Raw genomic sequence first — 16,324 nt, forward strand, 5'->3', positions numbered from 1 at the left:
GACGCACTTCCCCGCGCTGCTGCGTCGTCCACCGATGCTCCAGCGCAACACTCGCGGACCAACGCCCCGTTTCCGTGCACCAAAACCTAAAAGACCGTTGCACGCTGTCAACAAGCGTCCCATAATTAAATGGCCATTTACATGGAGACGCCCAGCGGTAGCGGCGCCTCGATGCACAACACCACGCTGTAAACGGATGGCAATTTGCAGGTGGCGCCCGTCAGGGCGCGGCCTGTTGCGGGGCGCGGCGCATGCCGCCCCCCGTTCGTCTTTTCCCGGTTGTTCCGGTCTGCCGTTTCACCCCCTCCGCTCCGGTCCTTGCACGAATGACGCCGTATTCCGCCGCCGCCATGCCGATCAGTGTTCTGATCGCGCTGACGGTGTGCAACCACGTGGCGTTCAACGCCAGCCGCGTCGTCGTTTCCCTGTTTGCCATTTCGCTGAAGGCCTCGACCATCACGCTCGGCGTGCTGATGTCGCTGTACGCGCTGCTGCCGATGCTGCTGGCGATCCGCGCCGGGCGCCGCATCGACCAGATCGGGCCGCGCCGGCCGATGACCGCGGGTTCGCTGATGGTGGTCGGCGGCACGCTGCTGCCGGCGATCTGGCCGAGCGTCGCCGCGCTGTACGCGTCGTGCGCGCTGATCGGCGTCGGCTTCATGCTGGTCCAGGTCGCGATGCAGTTGCTGATCGGGCAGCTGTCGACCGACGAGACCCGTCTTCGCAACTACACCTGGCATGCGCTGGGGCTGTCGGTATCGGGCACGCTGGGCCCGGTGGCGGTCGGCTACGTGATCGAGCACGCCGGCTATCGCCCCGCCTTCCTGCTGCTGGTCGGCGTCGCGCTGATCGGTCAGATCGGCCTGCGGCTCGTCCATGACCGCCTGCCCGCGCAAGGCGCCGGCGCCGCGCGCCAGGCCGCGCTCGACGGCAGCCGCGGCTCCGCGCTGGATCTGCTGCAGGTGCCCGAGCTGCGCGCCGTCTTCGTCGCCAGCGCGGTGCTGTCCGCCGCCTGGGACCTGCATGCCTTCCTGATCCCGATCCAGGGCACACGCGTCGGCCTGTCGCCCTCGTCGATCGGCTGGGTGCTCGGCGCCTTCGCCATCGCCACGCTGGCGATCCGCATCGCGATGCCGCTGGTCACGCGCCATCTGTCCGAATGGAAGATCATCCGCGGCGCGCTGCTGGTCGGCGGCATCGCGTACCTGCTCTACCCCTTCGTCTCGACGTTCTGGCTGATGTGCTGCCTGGCGTTCGTGCTGGGCCTGGCGCTGGGCAGCGCGCAGCCCAACGTGATGAACATCCTGCATAGCGCGTCGCCGTCGGGCCGCGCCGGCGAGGCGCTGGGCCTGCGCTCGGCCGTGCTGAACACCAGCCAGGTGGTATGGCCGCTGACCTTCGGCGTGGTCGGCACCGCGCTGGGCATGCTGCCGATCTTCTTGTCGATGGCCGGCGCGATGGGCGTGGCCGGCTACTATTCGCGCGGACAGACGCGCAAGCTGCCGCCGCCCGCCGCCTGAGGCCGCTTCAGGTCGTAGCGCGGTTGAAACACGGTCGGAGCGCGGTTGAAGCCTGGCTGGAGCGCGGTCCGGGCCGGCTCGCGGGCCGGGATGCCTTCGCTATACTCCAGGCATCCGGATCCGCTTGTCGACCGCACGCAAGACGCTGTGCCGACGCAATCGGAGACCCGTTCAGGAATCTTCAGCCATCCCCGCCGCGGCCATGCCGCTGCCCTTCCCGCCATGACGCAACTCGCCGATCTCCGTCGTACCTATGTGCTCGGTTCCCTCACCGAAGCCGATGTCGCGCCCCAACCCATCGCGCAATTCGAACGCTGGTTCGAGGAAGCGCTGACCGCCAAGCTGCCCGAGCCGAATGCGATGACGCTGGCCACGGTCGACGCCAGCGGCCAGCCCTCGGCCCGCATCGTGCTGCTCAAGGGCATCGACGAGCGCGGCTTCACCTTCTTCACCAATTACGAGAGCCGCAAGGGGCTGGACCTCGCGGTCAATCCGCGCGCCGCGCTGCTGTTCCACTGGGTACAGCTCGAGCGGCAGGTCCGCATCGAAGGCGCCGTCGAGAAAGTCAGCGACGCCGAGAGCGATGCCTACTTTGCCTCGCGGCCGCTGGGCTCGCGCATCGGCGCCTGGGCCTCGGCGCAGAGCCAGGAGGTGAGCGACCGCGCGCTGCTCGAACAGCGCGAGGCCGAGTTCCGCCAGCGCTTCGGCGAGAACCCGCCGCGGCCGCCGCACTGGGGCGGCTATCGCGTGGCGCCGACGCGCGTCGAATTCTGGCAGGGCCGCCCGTCGCGGCTGCACGATCGCATCGCTTATCTGCGCCAGCCCGACGGCAGCTGGCGCATCGCGCGGCTGTCGCCGTGAGGTCGCCTGAGGGCGCCTGAGGTCGCCGAGGATCGCCTGAGGTCGTCCTGAGGATCGCCCGACGGCGACCCGAAGCGTCGCCGTGGCGTGGCCTCGATGGTCCTCATCGGGCGCGCACCGTTTTGCCCCTGTCATTGATATGGGGTCTAGGCAGTGCACTGCACACCTGCGCGGTTTGGCGTATAAAGTGAAACGCCAGACGCACCAGGCAGCGGGCTCTGGCGTTGGGTATGGCACAGCCTGATATATCGGAAGGCCAGGCCGCCCACAGCTGTGGTTGGAGCGCTGTTCGTTCGGAAATATGCCGCCATTCATCAGGAGGAAAGCCGCATGTTTTTCAAGCAAGCACTGGACACGCAACTGGAGCGCTGGGTCGCGGAACTGCGCGACAAGGCCAACCTCCCCGTCAAGCTGCGGCTCTGGAATGGCCACGAATATGCGCTGGGCAACTTCGAGCAGCCGGCGGTCACGCTGACCGTGCGCGAGGCCGGCGCGCTGCCGCTGCTGCTGACGCCGACGCTGGACAACCTGGGCGAGGCCTACGTCCAGCAGAAGATCGATCTGGAGGGCAAGCTCGCCGACATCATCGCGGTCGGTTACGGCTTCTCGCGCGCCACCACGCAACTGGCCGGCAGCACGCTGGCCCGCGTCGCGCAACGCTTTACCCATACCAAGCAGGAAGACAAGGCGTCGATCGAATACCACTACGACGTCTCCAACGACTTCTACAAGCTGTGGCTGGACCCGAACATGGTCTACTCCTGTGCGTACTTCGAGCACGGCACCGAGGACCTGGCCACCGCGCAGCTCAAGAAGATCGACCACATCCTGACCAAGATCCGCCTGCAGCCGGGCCAGACACTGCTCGACATCGGCTGCGGCTGGGGCGCGCTGGTGCTGCGCGCCGCGCAGAAGTTCGGCGCGCGCTGTGTGGGCATCACGCTGTCGGAAAACCAGTTCGCGCTGGCCACCGAACGGGTCAAACAGGCCGGGCTGTCGGACCGCATCGAGATCCGCCTGCAGGACTATCGCGATGTCGGCGGCACCTTCGACCGCATCACCAGCGTCGGCATGTTCGAGCATGTCGGCAAGGAAAACCTGGTCACCTACTTCAGCCGCATGTGCGAGCTGCTGGCCGACGACGGTATCGCGATGAACCACGGCATCACCTCGCCCGATCCGGACAGCGGCAAGGTGCCGATGGACGGTGCCCAGTTCATGGACCGCTACGTGTTCCCGCAGGGCGAGTTGCCGCACATCAGCATGGTGCTGCATACGCTCGCCAAGGGCGGACTGGAGGCCTACGACGTGGAGCTGCTGCGCCGGCACTATGCGCAGACGCTGCGGCACTGGGCCGAAAACTTCGAGACGCACGGCGAGACCATTCGCGCGATGGTCGGCGAGAAGAAATACCGCATCTGGCGCGTCTATCTGGCCGGCTGCGCGCAGGCGTTCGACAGCGAGAAGATGTCGATCTACCAGGTGGTCTGCCACAAGGCCACCCAGCCGTCGAGCACGCTGCCCTGGTCGCGCCATTACATCTACGACAAGACGCTGGATTGAGGCGGCCGGCATGACGCCAGACTTCGCTGTGCGCGCTGTGCGCGCTGGCTTCGCTGATCTTCGCTGACTCGCTGACTCGCTGACTCAATCAGGCTCGACTGAACCACCTTTGACTGAAGACCTGTTCGGCGACCCGGTGTCCGAAAAGACATCGGGTCGCATCGTTTCTCCCGCCGCCGCTCCTGCTCCCGCGGCGCCGGCCGCGTCGGCGGCGGCCACCAAACCGGCCCGGCGCGGCAAGACGGTCCAGCCGGTCGCCGCCTCTCCCGAACTGGCGGCGCTGGCCGCGCGGCTGCCCGCCCATCTCCATCTCGGCACCTCGACCTGGTCCTACCCTGGCTGGAAAGGCCTGGTCTACGACGGCGACTACAGCGACAGCCTGCTGTCGCGCAAGGGCTTGAGCGCTTATGCCGCCCATCCGCTGCTGCGCGCCGCCGGCGTCGACCGCGGCTTCTACGCGCCGATTCCGCTGGCCGACTATCTCGCGTATGCGGCCCAGGTGCCCGACGATTTCCGCTTCCTGGTCAAGGCGCCCGCCAGCGTCTGCGATCCGTGGCTGCGCGCGAGCAATGGCGCAGGCCGGCTCGCCAACGCGGCGTTCCTCGATGTGGAGATCGCCGTCCGCGATTTCATCGCGCCGGCCACCGCAGGGCTCGGCGCCAAATGCGGGCCGCTGCTGTTCCAGCTGTCGCCGCTGCGCGCGATGGCGGCCGATGCCGCGGGCTTTCTGTCGCGGCTCGACGCCTTCCTGTCGGCGCTGCCCGCGCTCGACCCGGCGCAGACGCCGAACGCCTGCTATGCGGTCGAGCTGCGCGACCCCGAACTGCTGACGCCGCGCTTCATCAAGCTGCTGCGTACGCATGGCGTGCGTTTCGGCTGCGCGGCGCGCGACCGCATGCCGCCGCTGACGCGCCAGGCCGCGGCGCAGGCGCTGCGCGACGAAGGCGAGCCGGGGCCGCTGGTGCTGCGCTGGCTGCTGCATGAGGGCTACGGCTACGAGCAGGCCGAGGCGGCGTTCGAGCCGTTCGACCGGCTGCGCGCGCTCGATCCGCAGACGCTGGCCGCCGCCGCCGACCTGGCGGTGCGCACGCTGCAGGCCGGGCAGCCGGCCTATCTGATCGTCAGCAACAACGCCGAGGGCTGCGCGCCGCTGACGCTGGCGCGGCTGGCGGAGGCGATCGCGCAGCGGCTGGACGTCTAGCCTCCGCCACGGCCGCCTGTGCCACTGCCGCGGCTGCCGCGCTTGCTGCCGCTGCCGCTGCCGCTGCCGCTGTCGCTGTCGCTGTCGCTGTCGCTGTCGCTGCCAAGGTTGCCGGCGTCGTTGGGCCCGCCGCAGTCGCTTTTGCTGCCGCTGTCGCTGCCGACTCTGCGCCGTCGCTGCGGTGCCGCCGCTGCTGCGCTTACTGTGCCCGCAACCGGTGCGCGAAACTCTTGCGGAACTTGGCGACCTTCGGCGAGATCACGAAGGCGCAGTAGCCCTGTTCGGGATGATTGCGGAAGTAGTTCTGGTGATAGGCCTCGGCGCGCCAGTAGCGCTGCGCCGGCTCGAGCTGCGTGACCAGCGGCCCGTCGTAGAGCTGGCGCGCGGCGATGTCGGCCATCACCTGTTCGGCGGTCGCGCGCTGCGCGTCCGAGTGGGTGTAGATCACCGAGCGGTACTGCGTACCGACGTCGTTGCCCTGGCGATTGAGCGTGGTCGGATCGTGGATCGCGAAGAAGATCTCCAGGATCTCGCGATAGGAGATCACCGACGGATCGAACGACACCCGCACCACTTCGGCATGGCCGGTATCGCCGCTGCAGACCTGCTCATAGCTGGGATCGTCGACATGGCCGCCGGTATAGCCGGACTCCACCGCGGTCACGCCTTCGACCTGCTGATAGACCGCCTCCAGGCACCAGAAGCAGCCGCCACCGAGCGTGGCGATTTCGGTTCGATCTTCCATGGATGCTTACCCGTTGGATGCGCCGCAAGGCGCGATCGAACGATGATACCCGCCGCGCTCAGTTCATGCCGCCGCGGCCGCCACCGCCACTGCCCACACTGCCGACACCGGCAGCGCTGCCACCGCTCGCGCCACTGCCGCCGCTGCCACCGCTCGCGCCACTGCCGCCGCTGCCAGCACTCGCGCAGCTGCCGCCACTGCCATCGCTGGCGCCCCGCGCCGCCTCCAGCGTCGCGCGCAGCTGCGGCTTCAGGACCTTGCCGAGCGCGCTCCTGGGCAGCGCGTCGAGCAGCACCACCTCGCGCGGCAGCTTGAAGCGGGCGATGCGCCCCGCCAGCGTCTCGCGCAGCGGTTCGGTCGCCAGCGCGGCGCGGTCGGCGCCCGGCGCCGGCACGATGACAGCGACCGGCACCTCGCCCCAGCGCGGATCGGGCAAACCCACCACCGCGCATTCGGCCACGCCGGGCAGCGCGACCAGCGCGTTCTCGATCTCGGCCGGATAGATGTTCTCGCCGCCGGAGATGATCATGTCCTTGCTGCGGCCTACCACCTCGATGCAGCCGTCGGCGTCGCGATGGGCGAGATCGCCCGAACGGAACCAGCCGTCGACGAAGCCGGGATGGAAAGGCTCGCGCCAGTAGCCCCGCATCAGATTGCTGGCGCGGATGCAGATCTCGCCGACCTCGCCGTCGGCCACCTCCTTGCCGTCGCGGCCGAGCAGCCGTACCTGCGCCTCGGGCTGCGGCCAGCCGGCATAGCCGGGCCGCGCCATCGCCTCGTGCAGGCGCAGCACGATCGAGACGGGGCCGGTCTCGGTGGCACCGTAGACCTGCCCCAGCGGCACCCCGCGCGCATGGAAGGCGTCGATATAGGCGCGGGGAATCGTCGACGAGCCGGCCATCACGCCGCGCAGCACGCCCAGATCGGCATCAGCCCAGCCGGGATGTTCGAGCACCGCGCGCAGCGTGGCCGGCACCATCAGCGACAGCGTCGGACGCGCCTGCGCGAGCGCCTCGAGCCAGGCGTCGGGCGTGAAGCGCTCGTGCAGCGTCACCTGCGCGCCGAGCAGCAGCGCCGGCACGGTCTGGATGCATAGCCCGCCGACATGGAACATCGGCAACGTCGACAGGACATGGTCGGTATCGCGCATCTCGTGGGCCCACCAGCTGGCGCGCGCATTGGCCAGCAGTGCGGCCTGCGTATGCAGCGCGCCCTTGGGCTGGCCGGTGGTGCCGGAGGTGTAGACCAGCAGCAGCGGCGTGTCGTCGGGCATCGGGCCGATCGGCGCGTCGATGGGCTCCGGCGGCGCCGGGCTGTCGATCAGGCGGTCGATATGGGCGTGGCGCACGGCACTGCGCCGGCCAGCCGCGCCGGCTTCATCCGCAACTGCCCTCACCACGGCACTGGCGACTTCACCGGCAACTTGACCGGCGACTTGACCGGCCACTTCGCCCGCAATTGCACCAGCGCCCTCATCTGCGACCGCCCCTTCGCTGGCGCGCGCGACCGCGGCCGCGACATCGGCATGCGCATCGTCATGAAAGATCGCCCGCACGCCGGCATGCGCGGCGATCGCGGCGAGTTCGGGCACCGCCAGCCGGTAGTTCAGCGGCACGAAGATCGCGCCCAGCCGCGCGCAGGCGAACAGCAGCGCCAGCTGCAGATCGTGGTTCAGGCACAGCGTCGCCACGCGGTCGCCGCGCGCGACGCCCCAGTCTGCCAGCAGGTGCGCGGCGACGCGCTCGATGCGGCTCCACAGCTTGGCATAGCCGATCGTGCGGCCGCGAAAATGCAGCGCCGGCCGTTGCGGCTGCGTGTCGGCCAGCGTGTGCAGCGGCCGCAGCAGCGCGCCGACGCTGGCCGCATCCAGATGCGGCCGCCCTCCGCAGGCGCCGCTCATTCGTCGCGCTCGCCCGGTTCGTACAGCGTCTCGCGGCCCATGCGGTCGAGGATCAGCTCGGCGGTCCACGGCAACATCAGCGCGCCGCAGCGCGAATCGCGATAGAGCCGTTCGAGCGGCAGGTCCTTCAGCATCGACTGGCCGCCGCAGGTCCGGATCGCCAGCCGCGCGATATCGTTGGCGCCCTCCATCACCGCGTAGTGCGCCGCATAGAGACGCATGCGCTGGTCCTTCGACGGATTGGGCCGCGCCTCGTGAATGACGCGCCAGAACAGGGAGCGCATCGACTCGAGCTGGATGCGCATCTGCGCCACCGCGATCTGCTTGGTCGGATACATGCGGCGCTTGACCGGCGGCTGGCCCGGCACCTCGCCGCGCAGGTACTGCACGGTGAAGTCGTAGGCGGCCTGCGCCACGCCGAGATACGTGGGCGACAACGTGAAGAACATCGCCGGCCAGGTCTGCGCGGCCTTGTAGTAGACGCCGCGCGGCATCAGCTGCTCGTCGTCCGGCACGAACACGTCCTTGAGCAGCAGCGTGCGCGAGACCGTGCCGCGCATGCCCATCGGGTCCCAGTCGCCGGTCACGGTCAGCCCCTCGGCCTTGCCGGGCACCGCGATATACAGCGTGTCCCGCATGTCGGGATGGTGGTCGCCGCGGTCCTCGGTGCAGAGGATGCCGTAGTAGTCGGCCGCGCCCGACAGCGAGGCGAAGATCTTGCGGCCGTTCAACAGCCAGCCGCCCTCGACCTTGCGAGCGGTGGTGCCGAACGGCGCCTTGCCGGCCGCGGCCGCCGAGCCTTCCGAGAAGGGTTGCGCGTAGACCGCGCCGTCCTTGACCACGCGCGAGAAATGCAGCTCGCGGCGGACCGCGTGTTCGGCGCGCTGTTCGTCGGTCATCGCGATGCCGTCGGCCAGCATGCCCGTCCACATGGTCGAGCAGATATGCATGTTGTAGGTCAGCGCGGTGGCGCCGCAGAAGCGGCCGATCTCCGCGCCGATCATGCAGTAGGTCGCGAAGTCCGCGCCCTCGCCGCCGAACGCGCGCGGCACGCACAGCGCCAGCAGGCCGGCCTCGCGCAGGTCGTCATAGTTGGCGAACGGGAAGCTCGCCTCGCGGTCCCATTGCGCCGCGCGCGGCGCGAAGCGTTCGCGGCCGAGCCGGTTGGCCAGCGTCAGCAGGCGGACCTGATCGTCGGTGAAATCGGCCTCGCCGACAGCGGGAACGAAGTCCAGGGGCATGATGGTGTCTCTCGTGGTCAGCTTGTTGTGCGTCGAGCGCGTTCGTGCGTTCGTGCGTTCGTGCGTTGGTACGTCGGTACGTTCGGTGCGATGGTGCGTGCCGGCGATGTCCCGGTCGACGTCAGCGGACCGGGAAATGCCGCGCCAGGAAATCGAGCACGGCCTCGTTGAAGCGCGCCGGCCGCTCCATGCAGGCCAGATGGCCGACGCCCGGCAGGCAGCGGTACTCGGCGCCGGGAATGCGCGCCGCCATCCGTTCCATCACGGCCGGCGCGGCATTGGCGTCGTGCTCGCCGGCCAAGGCCAGCACCGGCACCGCGATGCCGGCCAGCGCGGCGCGCTGGTCGAACCGCACCAGCGCATGCAGCGCGGCGCGATAGGTGTCGGGCGGCACCTGCGCCATCACGCGCGTGGCGAAGGCCACCGCGTCCGCTGGCGCATCGGGCGCAACCATGCCCCGCACCAGGCCGGCGGCCATCTCGGCCATGGTCCGGCCCGCGTCGAGCGGCGCGGTGCGGGCCGCGACGAAGTCGCGCTGCCAGTCGCCGTCGGCCTTGCCGAAGGCCGGCGAGGTGCCCGACAGCACCATGCCGCCGATCGCCGCGGGCATCGCCGCATAGGCCTGCTGCGCGACCATGCCGCCCATGCTGTGGCCAAGCAGCACCACGCGGCGGCCGGCGTCGCGCTCGGCCTGCAGCACCGGGGCCAGCGCCGCGGCAAGGCCGGCGAAGTCGTACGGGGCGATCGTCGCGCTGTCGCCGTAACCCGGCATGTCCCAGGCGACGGCGCGGTAGCCGGCATCGGTCAGGGCATCGAATTGCGCGGGCCACGCGGCCTTGCCGCCGCCGATGCCGTGCAGCATCACCACGGCGACGGGGCCGTCGCCGCGGGCCACGGTGGCGATGCCGTTGGGGTGGCGGATCAGGGAATCGCGGTTGGATTCGCGATGGGAGTCGGAGGGGGGCATCGAGGCTCCTTGCGGGTGTCGGCGTGTCGGCGTGTCGGCGAGTCAGCGTGTCGGCGAGTCAGCGGGTCCGCGCGCCAGCGGTTCAGCGTGCCATCTCCGCCAGCCGCCCCTGCTCGACCTCGGCCACGCCGTCCAGCGTCACCGTGCAGCCGCGCAGCGGCAGATCGAAATGGCCCAGCGTATGGCGGCCGGCCACTTCGTTGGCGCCGGTCGAATAGAGGAAATTGCCGGCAAACGCGCGCAGCTCCGTGCCGTTGCAATCGCGCCTGTCGTAGAAGGTCAACGCGTCCCAGCGCGCCTGCGGGTTCATGCCCCAGCCGACATGCGAGACCGCGTAGGCGTCCCGCGTGCCTTCCTTGTCGGCCCAGGCCGCGTAGTAGCCGCGCATCATGTCGGCATCGACGCCGTTGCCCTCGATGCCGACGATGTAGTCGCGCTCGACATGGCAGACGACCGTATCGCGCAGATAGGTCTTGAAGGTCAGGTTGACGTCGCCGGGCGCCAGCACCAGCGTGCCATCGACCTGCCCCGTGGCGGGGAACGCCAGGCACAGTCCGCCCGGCCAGTGCGCGACCTGGCCCGGCTTGTTGCAATAGCCCCAGACCCCGCCGACGCGCGCGCCGGCCAGGCCGATGCGCAGGTCCGTGCCGGCGCCGGAGGTCACGCGCATTTCGGCGGCACCGCGCAGCCGGCGCATCGCCGCGCGCACGGCGGTCTCCAGCGCGGGATCGGGCACGCAGCGTTCGAGGATTTCGGGATGTTCGTTGCTGATCATCAGCAGCCGCGGCACCACGCCGTCGGCGCCCTGCAGGATCCGCGGCAATTCCGGCGCGTGCAGCAGCCCTTCGACGGTGCAGTCCAGCACCAGGTGGCAGCGCGACAGCGCGGCGATCACCGGCTCCAGTTGCTGCAGTGCATCGCTGGCGCCGGTCGAGCGCACGGGCGCCGGCGCCTGCAACCCGGGGGTCGGCACCCGCACGCGGATCGGGGTCGCGCCCAGGGACTGCACCGCCAGTTCGGCCAAGTCCACGATGACTTGTCGGGATTGCGACTCCGCTACAATGCCGACAACTTCACCCGCGGAAAGCGCGCACAGCTCCAGCGTCCGGCGAAAGGCCGCCAGCCAGCGGTGTTCGATCTGCTCGACGAGCATGACACTCCTCCTCTGCTGCTGATTGAGGCCGGGCCTGCCCCTCGGTGTTCCGCGGCGTTCGCAGCAAAGTCCTGCCTTGCCGTTTGCGATCCCGCGCCGTGTTTCTTCGCTTGTGTTTTTTCGCCCGAACTTCTTCGCCCGAATTTCCTGGCCGGGTTTCCTGGCCGTGTTTCTTGGCTTGTGATTCTGCGTTCTGCGGCAAATAATATATGAAATTTCATGGAAATCAGCGGTACCCGACCTATGGGATTTCCCGACGCCAACCCGCCTGACGGGAACCTGAGCCCGCACGGCCAAGCCGCCGCGCCGGACTTCGACGCCCTGCATTTCCGCCGCGCGCTGTCGCAGTTCGCCACCGGCGTGACGGTCATCACCACGCGCGCGATGCGCCAATCCCCGGCCGATCCGCCCTTCGTCGGCATCACCGCCAGCTCGTTCAACTCGGTTTCGCTCGATCCGCCGCTGGTGCTGTGGAGCATGGCCAACCGCGCCAACAGCCTGCCGATGTTCCGCGGCGGCTCGCACTACATCATCAACGTGCTGGCCGCGACCCAGCTGGACCTGTGCCAGCGCTTCGCCACGCTCAAGGGCGACCGCTTCGCCGGCGTCGACTACCGGCTGTCGGCCAATGGCCTGCCGATCCTCGCCAATGCGCTGGCCTGGTTCGAATGCCACAACCGCAGCCGCTACGACGAGGGCGATCACGTGATTTTCGTGGGCGAAGTCGAGCGCTGCGGCATCCACAGCAGCGGCGGCCTGCCGCTGGTATTCCAGGGCGGCGCGTTCTCCACCACCAGCCCGCTGCGCGACTGATCGCCCCGCGCGCTTCTCCGCCCCCGGCCCAACGTGACCATGCCCTTCGTCGACGGCTACCTGCCCTATCTGCTGGCGCGCGCCAGCCATCTGGTTTCGGGTGAATTCCACCGCAAGGTCGAACTGGCGGGCCTGAGCGTGCCCGAATGGCGCGTGCTGGCGACGCTGGCCGACCGCGACGTCTGCACGGTCGGCACGTTGGCCGATATCACCCTGACCAAGCAGCCGACGCTGACCAAGCTGCTCGACCGCATGACGGCCGACGGCCTGGTCGAGCGCCGCCGCGACGGCGCGCCCGATCGGCGCCAGGCGCTGGTGTCGATCACCGAGCGCGGACGCGAACGGGCCCGGCCGCTGCTGGCCCAGGCCGCGGAACACGAGGCCCAGGTGCTGGCCGCCTTCGGTGCCAGCCAGGGCGACCAGCTGAAGGAAACGCTGCGGCGCCTGATCGCGCTGCACGCGCGGCGGTAGGCACGCGGCTGGCTGATCGCGCCGCGCGCGCGGCGGCAGGCGCGCGCCTTCGCCGCGCCGGGCGGGCTAACCCTGCCCGCGCGGCTGCACCAGCTCCAGTGGCGAGCCCTCGGTCTTGATCCGCTGCAGCACGATGTTCGAGCGGATGTCCATCACGCCCGGCGTGCGATAGAGCCGGTTCACGATGAAATCGGAGTAGTGCTTCAGGTTGCGCGCCTGCACGCGCAGGATGTAGTTGCTGTCGCCGGTGATCACATAGGCCGACAGCACTTCCGGCCACGATTGCACCGCCGCGTTGAACGTGTCATGCCAGCCCTCGACCGCCGGCCGCATCGACACCTGCACGATCGCTTCCAGCTCCAGCCCCAGCCGCTCGGCGTCGAACCAGGCGCGATAACCGCCGATCACGCCACTTTCCTCCAGCAGCCGCACCCGCCGCAGGCAGGCCGAGGGCGACAGCGCGACGCGCTCGGCCAGGTCCTGGTTGCTGATGCGGCCGTTCTGCTGCAGGCAGGTCAGGATGCGCAGATCGATGGGGTCGAGCGTCATGTCGCAGATCCTTTCGCAATGTGTTCGATTTATCGAATTCTATGCGAATTACGGCTCAACCAGCCGTCGAAATAGCAAGCCTCTTTCCCGAAATCTTGACTATCATGCCGGGATCGGCGCCACCGCCGCCTAATGCTATGCCGGCCTTTTGCTGTCCCCGGCCGATGGCTTTACCCGCCTCCCGCATTACCGGCCTGTCGCTTTATCGCCTATCGCCCTATCGGCCCATCGCAAGCCCCTCGACGCGCCCCAATGTCCGACGCCCTTTCGACCTCCCCGACCACGGCCCGCGCGCTGTGGGACATCAGCCCCCCGCTGTCGCCGGCGACGCCGGTGTGGCCCGGCGACACGCCGTTCCAGCAGCAGAGCGCCTGGCAGATGGACGAGCAATGCCCGGTCAACGTCGGCCGCATCACGCTGTCGCCGCACACCGGCGCGCACGCGGATGCGCCGCTGCACTACGCGGCCGACGGCGCGCCGATCGGCGAGGTGGATCTGGACCCGTACCTGGGCCCCTGCCGGGTGATCCATTGCATCGGCGCGGCGCCGCTGGTGCGGCCGGAACAGGTCGCGGACGCGCTCGACGGCGTGCCGCCGCGCGTGCTGCTGCGCACCTATCGCAGCGCGCCGCTGACCGAATGGGACCCCGACTTCTGCGCGGTGGCGCCGGAAACCATCGCGCTGCTGGCCGAACGCGGCGTGCGCCTGATCGGCATCGACACGCCGTCGCTGGATCCGCAGCAGTCCAAGACCATGGATGCGCACCGGATGGTGCGAACGCATCGGATGGCGATTCTCGAAGGGCTGGTGCTCGACGCCGTCGCGCCCGGCGACTACGAACTGATCGCGCTGCCGCTGCGCCTTGCCGCGCTGGACGCCAGCCCGGTGCGGGCGGTGCTGCGCAGCCTGTCCTGAGGGCCGACCGCCCCGGCGTCCCCGCCTTTCCGCATCTGCGCACCGATCGCGACCGCCGCTGGCGGCGATCGCCAAACCATCATCAAGGAAGCCATGACCGCAACTACCCGCGAGCAATGCCTGTCGCTGGACCGGCAAGACCCCTTGCGCCCGCTGCGCGACGCCTTCGCGCTGCCCGACGGCGTGATCTATCTGGACGGCAATTCGCTGGGCGCCCGCCCGCGCGCGGCCGCCGCCCGCGCCGCTCAGGTCGTCGAGCAGGAATGGGGCGAAGGCCTGATCCGCAGCTGGAATACCGCCGGCTGGTTCGAACTGCCGCAGCGCCTGGGCAATCTGCTGGCGCCGCTGGTCGGCGCCGGCGAGGACGAGGTCGTCGTCACCGACACCACCTCGGTCAACCTCTTCAAGGTGCTGGCCGCCGCGCTGCGCGTGCAGGGGCTGCGCAGCCCGGCGCGCAGGGTGATCGTCTCCGAGCGCAGCAATTTCCCGACCGATCTGTATATCGCCCAGGGCCTGGCCGATCTGCTGCAGCAGGGCTATTCGCTGCGCCTGGTCGACAGCCCCGACGAGATCGACGCGGCGGTGCGCGACGATACCGCCGTGCTGATGCTGACCCACGTCAACTACAAGACCGGCGAGATGCTCGACATGGCGGCGCTGACCGAACTGGCGCATGCGCGCGGCGCGCTGACGGTCTGGGACCTGGCGCATTCGGCTGGCGCCGTGCCGGTCGCGCTGCGCGAGTCCGGCGCGGACTACGCGGTCGGCTGCACCTACAAGTACCTGAACGGCGGCCCGGGCTCGCCGGCCTTCCTGTGGGTCGCACCGGCGCTGCGCGACGCGTTCTGGCAGCCGCTGTCGGGCTGGTGGGGCCACGCCGCGCCGTTCGCGATGGAGCCCGACTACCGCCCGCGCAGCGGCGTCTCGCGCTTCCTGTGCGGCACGCAGCCGATGACCTCGCTGGCGATGGTCGAATGCGGACTGGAAATCTTCGGCCGCACCGACATGCAGGCGCTGCGCGCCAAATCGCTGCAGCTGACCGATCTGTTCATCGCGCTGGTGGAAGCGCGCTGCGGCCACCATCCGCTGACGCTGGTCACGCCGCGCGAGCACGCGCGCCGCGGCAGCCAGGTCAGCTTCGCCCATCCGCAGGGCTATGCCGTGATGCAGGCGCTGATCGAGCGCGGCGTGATCGGCGACTACCGCGAGCCGCGGATCATCCGCTTCGGCTTCACGCCGCTCTACACTGGTTTTGCGGACGTCTGGGATGCGGTGGAAGTGTTGCGCGACGTGCTCGACAGCGGCGCCTACGAAGCGGCGCGCTTCCAGACGCGCACGGCGGTGACCTGAGCAGCGAGCGAAACGATGACCATGGAATCGAAGAACATCAAGGCCGGGCACGGCGGCTGCCCGATGTCGGGCGGCGGGGCGCACCACGGGGAAACATCGCGCGAGGGTGGATCTCCATCCGAATCTCCATCCGGCGACAAGTCGGCTCCCGGGGACAAATGGCATGGCGCGCAGCTCGACATGCGCCAGCAGATGAGCTACGGCGACTATCTGGCGCTCGACCAGATCCTGAACGCCCAGCATCCACTCTCGCCCGATCACAACGAGATGCTGTTCATCGTCCAGCATCAGACCACCGAGCTGTGGATGAAGCTGATGCTGCATGAGCTGCGCGCCGCGCGCGAGGCGGTGCGGCGCGACGACCTGCCGCCGGCGTTCAAGATGCTGACGCGGGTGTCGCGCATCATGGACCAGCTGGTGCAGGCGTGGAACGTGCTGGCGACGATGACGCCGCCGGAGTATTCGGCGATGCGGCCCTATCTGGGGATGTCGTCCGGCTTCCAGTCGTTCCAGTATCGCGAGATCGAATTCATCCTCGGCAACAAGAACGCCGCGATGCTGCGCCCGCACGCACACCGTCCGCAGCACCATGCGCTGGTCGAGGAGGCGCTGCGCACGCCGTCGCTGTACGACGAGGCGATCCGGCTGATGGCGCGGCGCGGCTTCGGGATCGACGCGGCCTGCCTCGAGCGCGACTGGACCGAGCCGGCCGGCTACAACGCCTCGGTCGAAGCCGCCTGGCTGGAGGTCTATCGCAAGCCCGAGGCGCACTGGGAGCTGTACGAGCTCGGCGAGAAGTTCGTCGATCTCGAGGATGCCTTCCGCCAATGGCGCTTCCGCCATGTCACCACGGTGGAACGCGTGATCGGCTTCAAGCGCGGCACCGGCGGCACCGAGGGGGTCAGCTATCTGCGCAAGATGCTCGACATCGTGCTGTTCCCCGAACTGTGGAAGCTGCGCACGGACCTGTGATGGCGATCGCTCGCTGAGCCGCCCCGGCGACCCGAGCGACTCGGATGACCGGGGCCGCCTCTGCGGCCGGCCGGCCCGGCCACCTCAGCGGCCCGGCGGCCCG

Annotated in this window: 15 protein-coding genes; 9 read left to right on the forward strand and 6 right to left on the reverse strand. The window is 69.4% G+C overall.

The features are described 5' to 3' along the window. Window positions 1-326 precede the first annotated feature (326 nt). The 4 genes from K7G19_RS17515 (at window position 327) to K7G19_RS17530 (ending at window position 5,145) form a co-directional block, all read left to right on the forward strand. Window positions 327-1,520, forward strand: coding sequence for an MFS transporter (locus K7G19_RS17515; RefSeq protein ID WP_370639569.1), 1,194 nt, complete (start codon window positions 327-329; stop codon window positions 1,518-1,520). 222 nt (window positions 1,521-1,742) lie between these two features. Beyond that, on the forward strand, window positions 1,743-2,381 hold the full coding sequence (gene pdxH, locus K7G19_RS17520; RefSeq protein WP_149317806.1) for a pyridoxamine 5'-phosphate oxidase: 639 nt from the start codon (window positions 1,743-1,745) through the stop codon (window positions 2,379-2,381). Window positions 2,382-2,711: 330 nt separating this feature from the next. Next, window positions 2,712-3,944 carry a cyclopropane-fatty-acyl-phospholipid synthase family protein gene (locus K7G19_RS17525; protein WP_150084225.1) on the forward strand — a complete coding sequence of 411 codons (1,233 nt, stop codon included), beginning with the start codon at window positions 2,712-2,714 and terminating at the stop codon, window positions 3,942-3,944. Window positions 3,945-4,053: 109 nt separating this feature from the next. Next, window positions 4,054-5,145, forward strand: a complete 1,092-nt coding sequence (locus tag K7G19_RS17530) for a DUF72 domain-containing protein (RefSeq protein ID WP_226108340.1) — start codon at window positions 4,054-4,056, stop codon at window positions 5,143-5,145. Between the two features lie 199 nt (window positions 5,146-5,344). Here the strand turns inward: K7G19_RS17530 and msrA are convergent, their stop codons facing one another. The 5 genes from msrA to K7G19_RS17555 all read right to left on the reverse strand — a co-directional run bounded on the left by msrA (window position 5,345) and on the right by K7G19_RS17555 (window position 11,151). Next, window positions 5,345-5,890 (reverse strand): peptide-methionine (S)-S-oxide reductase MsrA, encoded by a 546-nt coding sequence (gene msrA, locus K7G19_RS17535; RefSeq protein WP_149317804.1) that lies wholly within the window; start codon window positions 5,888-5,890, stop codon window positions 5,345-5,347. Between the two features lie 58 nt (window positions 5,891-5,948). Beyond that, window positions 5,949-7,790: a class I adenylate-forming enzyme family protein gene (locus tag K7G19_RS17540; RefSeq protein ID WP_226108342.1), complete on the reverse strand. Its 1,842-nt coding sequence runs from the start codon at window positions 7,788-7,790 to the stop codon at window positions 5,949-5,951. Continuing rightward, window positions 7,787-9,031 (reverse strand): acyl-CoA dehydrogenase family protein, encoded by a 1,245-nt coding sequence (locus tag K7G19_RS17545; protein ID WP_149317802.1) that lies wholly within the window; start codon window positions 9,029-9,031, stop codon window positions 7,787-7,789. Before K7G19_RS17545 ends, K7G19_RS17540 begins: the two co-directional genes overlap by 4 nt. Before the next feature lie 121 nt (window positions 9,032-9,152). After that, entirely contained in the window at window positions 9,153-9,998 is an 846-nt protein-coding gene (locus K7G19_RS17550) for an alpha/beta fold hydrolase (protein ID WP_226108343.1), read from the reverse strand. A gap of 82 nt (window positions 9,999-10,080) precedes the next feature. Beyond that, a complete protein-coding gene (locus K7G19_RS17555; protein WP_149317800.1) occupies window positions 10,081-11,151 on the reverse strand; it encodes a peptidase M29 in 1,071 nt (356 codons plus the stop codon). 243 nt (window positions 11,152-11,394) lie between these two features. Between K7G19_RS17555 and K7G19_RS17560 the strand changes: the two genes are divergently transcribed. Continuing rightward, window positions 11,395-11,964, forward strand: a complete 570-nt coding sequence (locus K7G19_RS17560) for a flavin reductase family protein (protein ID WP_149317799.1) — start codon at window positions 11,395-11,397, stop codon at window positions 11,962-11,964. Window positions 11,965-12,003: 39 nt separating this feature from the next. Next, the gene (locus K7G19_RS17565; RefSeq protein WP_149317798.1) at window positions 12,004-12,435 is read left to right on the forward strand and encodes a MarR family winged helix-turn-helix transcriptional regulator; all 432 of its coding nucleotides are present in this window, start codon (window positions 12,004-12,006) and stop codon (window positions 12,433-12,435) included. Between the two features lie 66 nt (window positions 12,436-12,501). Here K7G19_RS17565 and K7G19_RS17570 read toward each other — a convergent pair whose 3' ends face one another. Then, window positions 12,502-12,984, reverse strand: coding sequence for an Lrp/AsnC family transcriptional regulator (locus tag K7G19_RS17570; protein WP_149317797.1), 483 nt, complete (start codon window positions 12,982-12,984; stop codon window positions 12,502-12,504). Between the two features lie 252 nt (window positions 12,985-13,236). On the opposite strand from K7G19_RS17570, the gene kynB reads away from it, so the two are divergent. From kynB to kynA, 3 genes are all read left to right on the forward strand, one after another. Then, on the forward strand, window positions 13,237-13,899 hold the full coding sequence (kynB, locus tag K7G19_RS17575; protein ID WP_150084229.1) for an arylformamidase: 663 nt from the start codon (window positions 13,237-13,239) through the stop codon (window positions 13,897-13,899). Window positions 13,900-13,992: 93 nt separating this feature from the next. Next, on the forward strand, window positions 13,993-15,249 hold the full coding sequence (gene kynU / locus K7G19_RS17580) for a kynureninase (RefSeq protein ID WP_150084230.1): 1,257 nt from the start codon (window positions 13,993-13,995) through the stop codon (window positions 15,247-15,249). A gap of 180 nt (window positions 15,250-15,429) precedes the next feature. After that, complete coding sequence (gene kynA / locus K7G19_RS17585) at window positions 15,430-16,221, forward strand: tryptophan 2,3-dioxygenase (RefSeq protein WP_187829167.1); 792 nt, start codon at window positions 15,430-15,432, stop codon at window positions 16,219-16,221. The last annotated feature ends 103 nt before the right edge of the window (window positions 16,222-16,324 follow it).

Origin of the sequence: Cupriavidus sp. DB3 (assembly GCF_020418465.1) — a bacterium.
GTDB classification, from domain to species: domain Bacteria; phylum Pseudomonadota; class Gammaproteobacteria; order Burkholderiales; family Burkholderiaceae; genus Cupriavidus; species Cupriavidus cauae.

Bases quoted from the DNA above. Each gene is read 5' to 3' on its own strand.
- K7G19_RS17515 (WP_370639569.1), top strand. From the start codon at position 327: ATGACGCCGTATTCCGCCGCCGCCATGCCGATCAGTGTTCTGATCGCG.
- pdxH (WP_149317806.1), top strand. From the start codon at position 1,743: ATGACGCAACTCGCCGATCTCCGTCGTACCTATGTGCTCGGTTCCCTC.
- K7G19_RS17525 (WP_150084225.1), top strand. From the start codon at position 2,712: ATGTTTTTCAAGCAAGCACTGGACACGCAACTGGAGCGCTGGGTCGCG.
- msrA (WP_149317804.1), bottom strand. From the start codon at position 5,890: ATGGAAGATCGAACCGAAATCGCCACGCTCGGTGGCGGCTGCTTCTGG.
- K7G19_RS17540 (WP_226108342.1), bottom strand. From the start codon at position 7,790: ATGAGCGGCGCCTGCGGAGGGCGGCCGCATCTGGATGCGGCCAGCGTC.
- K7G19_RS17545 (WP_149317802.1), bottom strand. From the start codon at position 9,031: ATGCCCCTGGACTTCGTTCCCGCTGTCGGCGAGGCCGATTTCACCGAC.
- K7G19_RS17550 (WP_226108343.1), bottom strand. From the start codon at position 9,998: ATGCCCCCCTCCGACTCCCATCGCGAATCCAACCGCGATTCCCTGATC.
- K7G19_RS17555 (WP_149317800.1), bottom strand. From the start codon at position 11,151: ATGCTCGTCGAGCAGATCGAACACCGCTGGCTGGCGGCCTTTCGCCGG.
- K7G19_RS17560 (WP_149317799.1), top strand. From the start codon at position 11,395: ATGGGATTTCCCGACGCCAACCCGCCTGACGGGAACCTGAGCCCGCAC.
- K7G19_RS17565 (WP_149317798.1), top strand. From the start codon at position 12,004: ATGCCCTTCGTCGACGGCTACCTGCCCTATCTGCTGGCGCGCGCCAGC.
- K7G19_RS17570 (WP_149317797.1), bottom strand. From the start codon at position 12,984: ATGACGCTCGACCCCATCGATCTGCGCATCCTGACCTGCCTGCAGCAG.
- kynB (WP_150084229.1), top strand. From the start codon at position 13,237: ATGTCCGACGCCCTTTCGACCTCCCCGACCACGGCCCGCGCGCTGTGG.
- kynU (WP_150084230.1), top strand. From the start codon at position 13,993: ATGACCGCAACTACCCGCGAGCAATGCCTGTCGCTGGACCGGCAAGAC.
- kynA (WP_187829167.1), top strand. From the start codon at position 15,430: ATGCGCCAGCAGATGAGCTACGGCGACTATCTGGCGCTCGACCAGATC.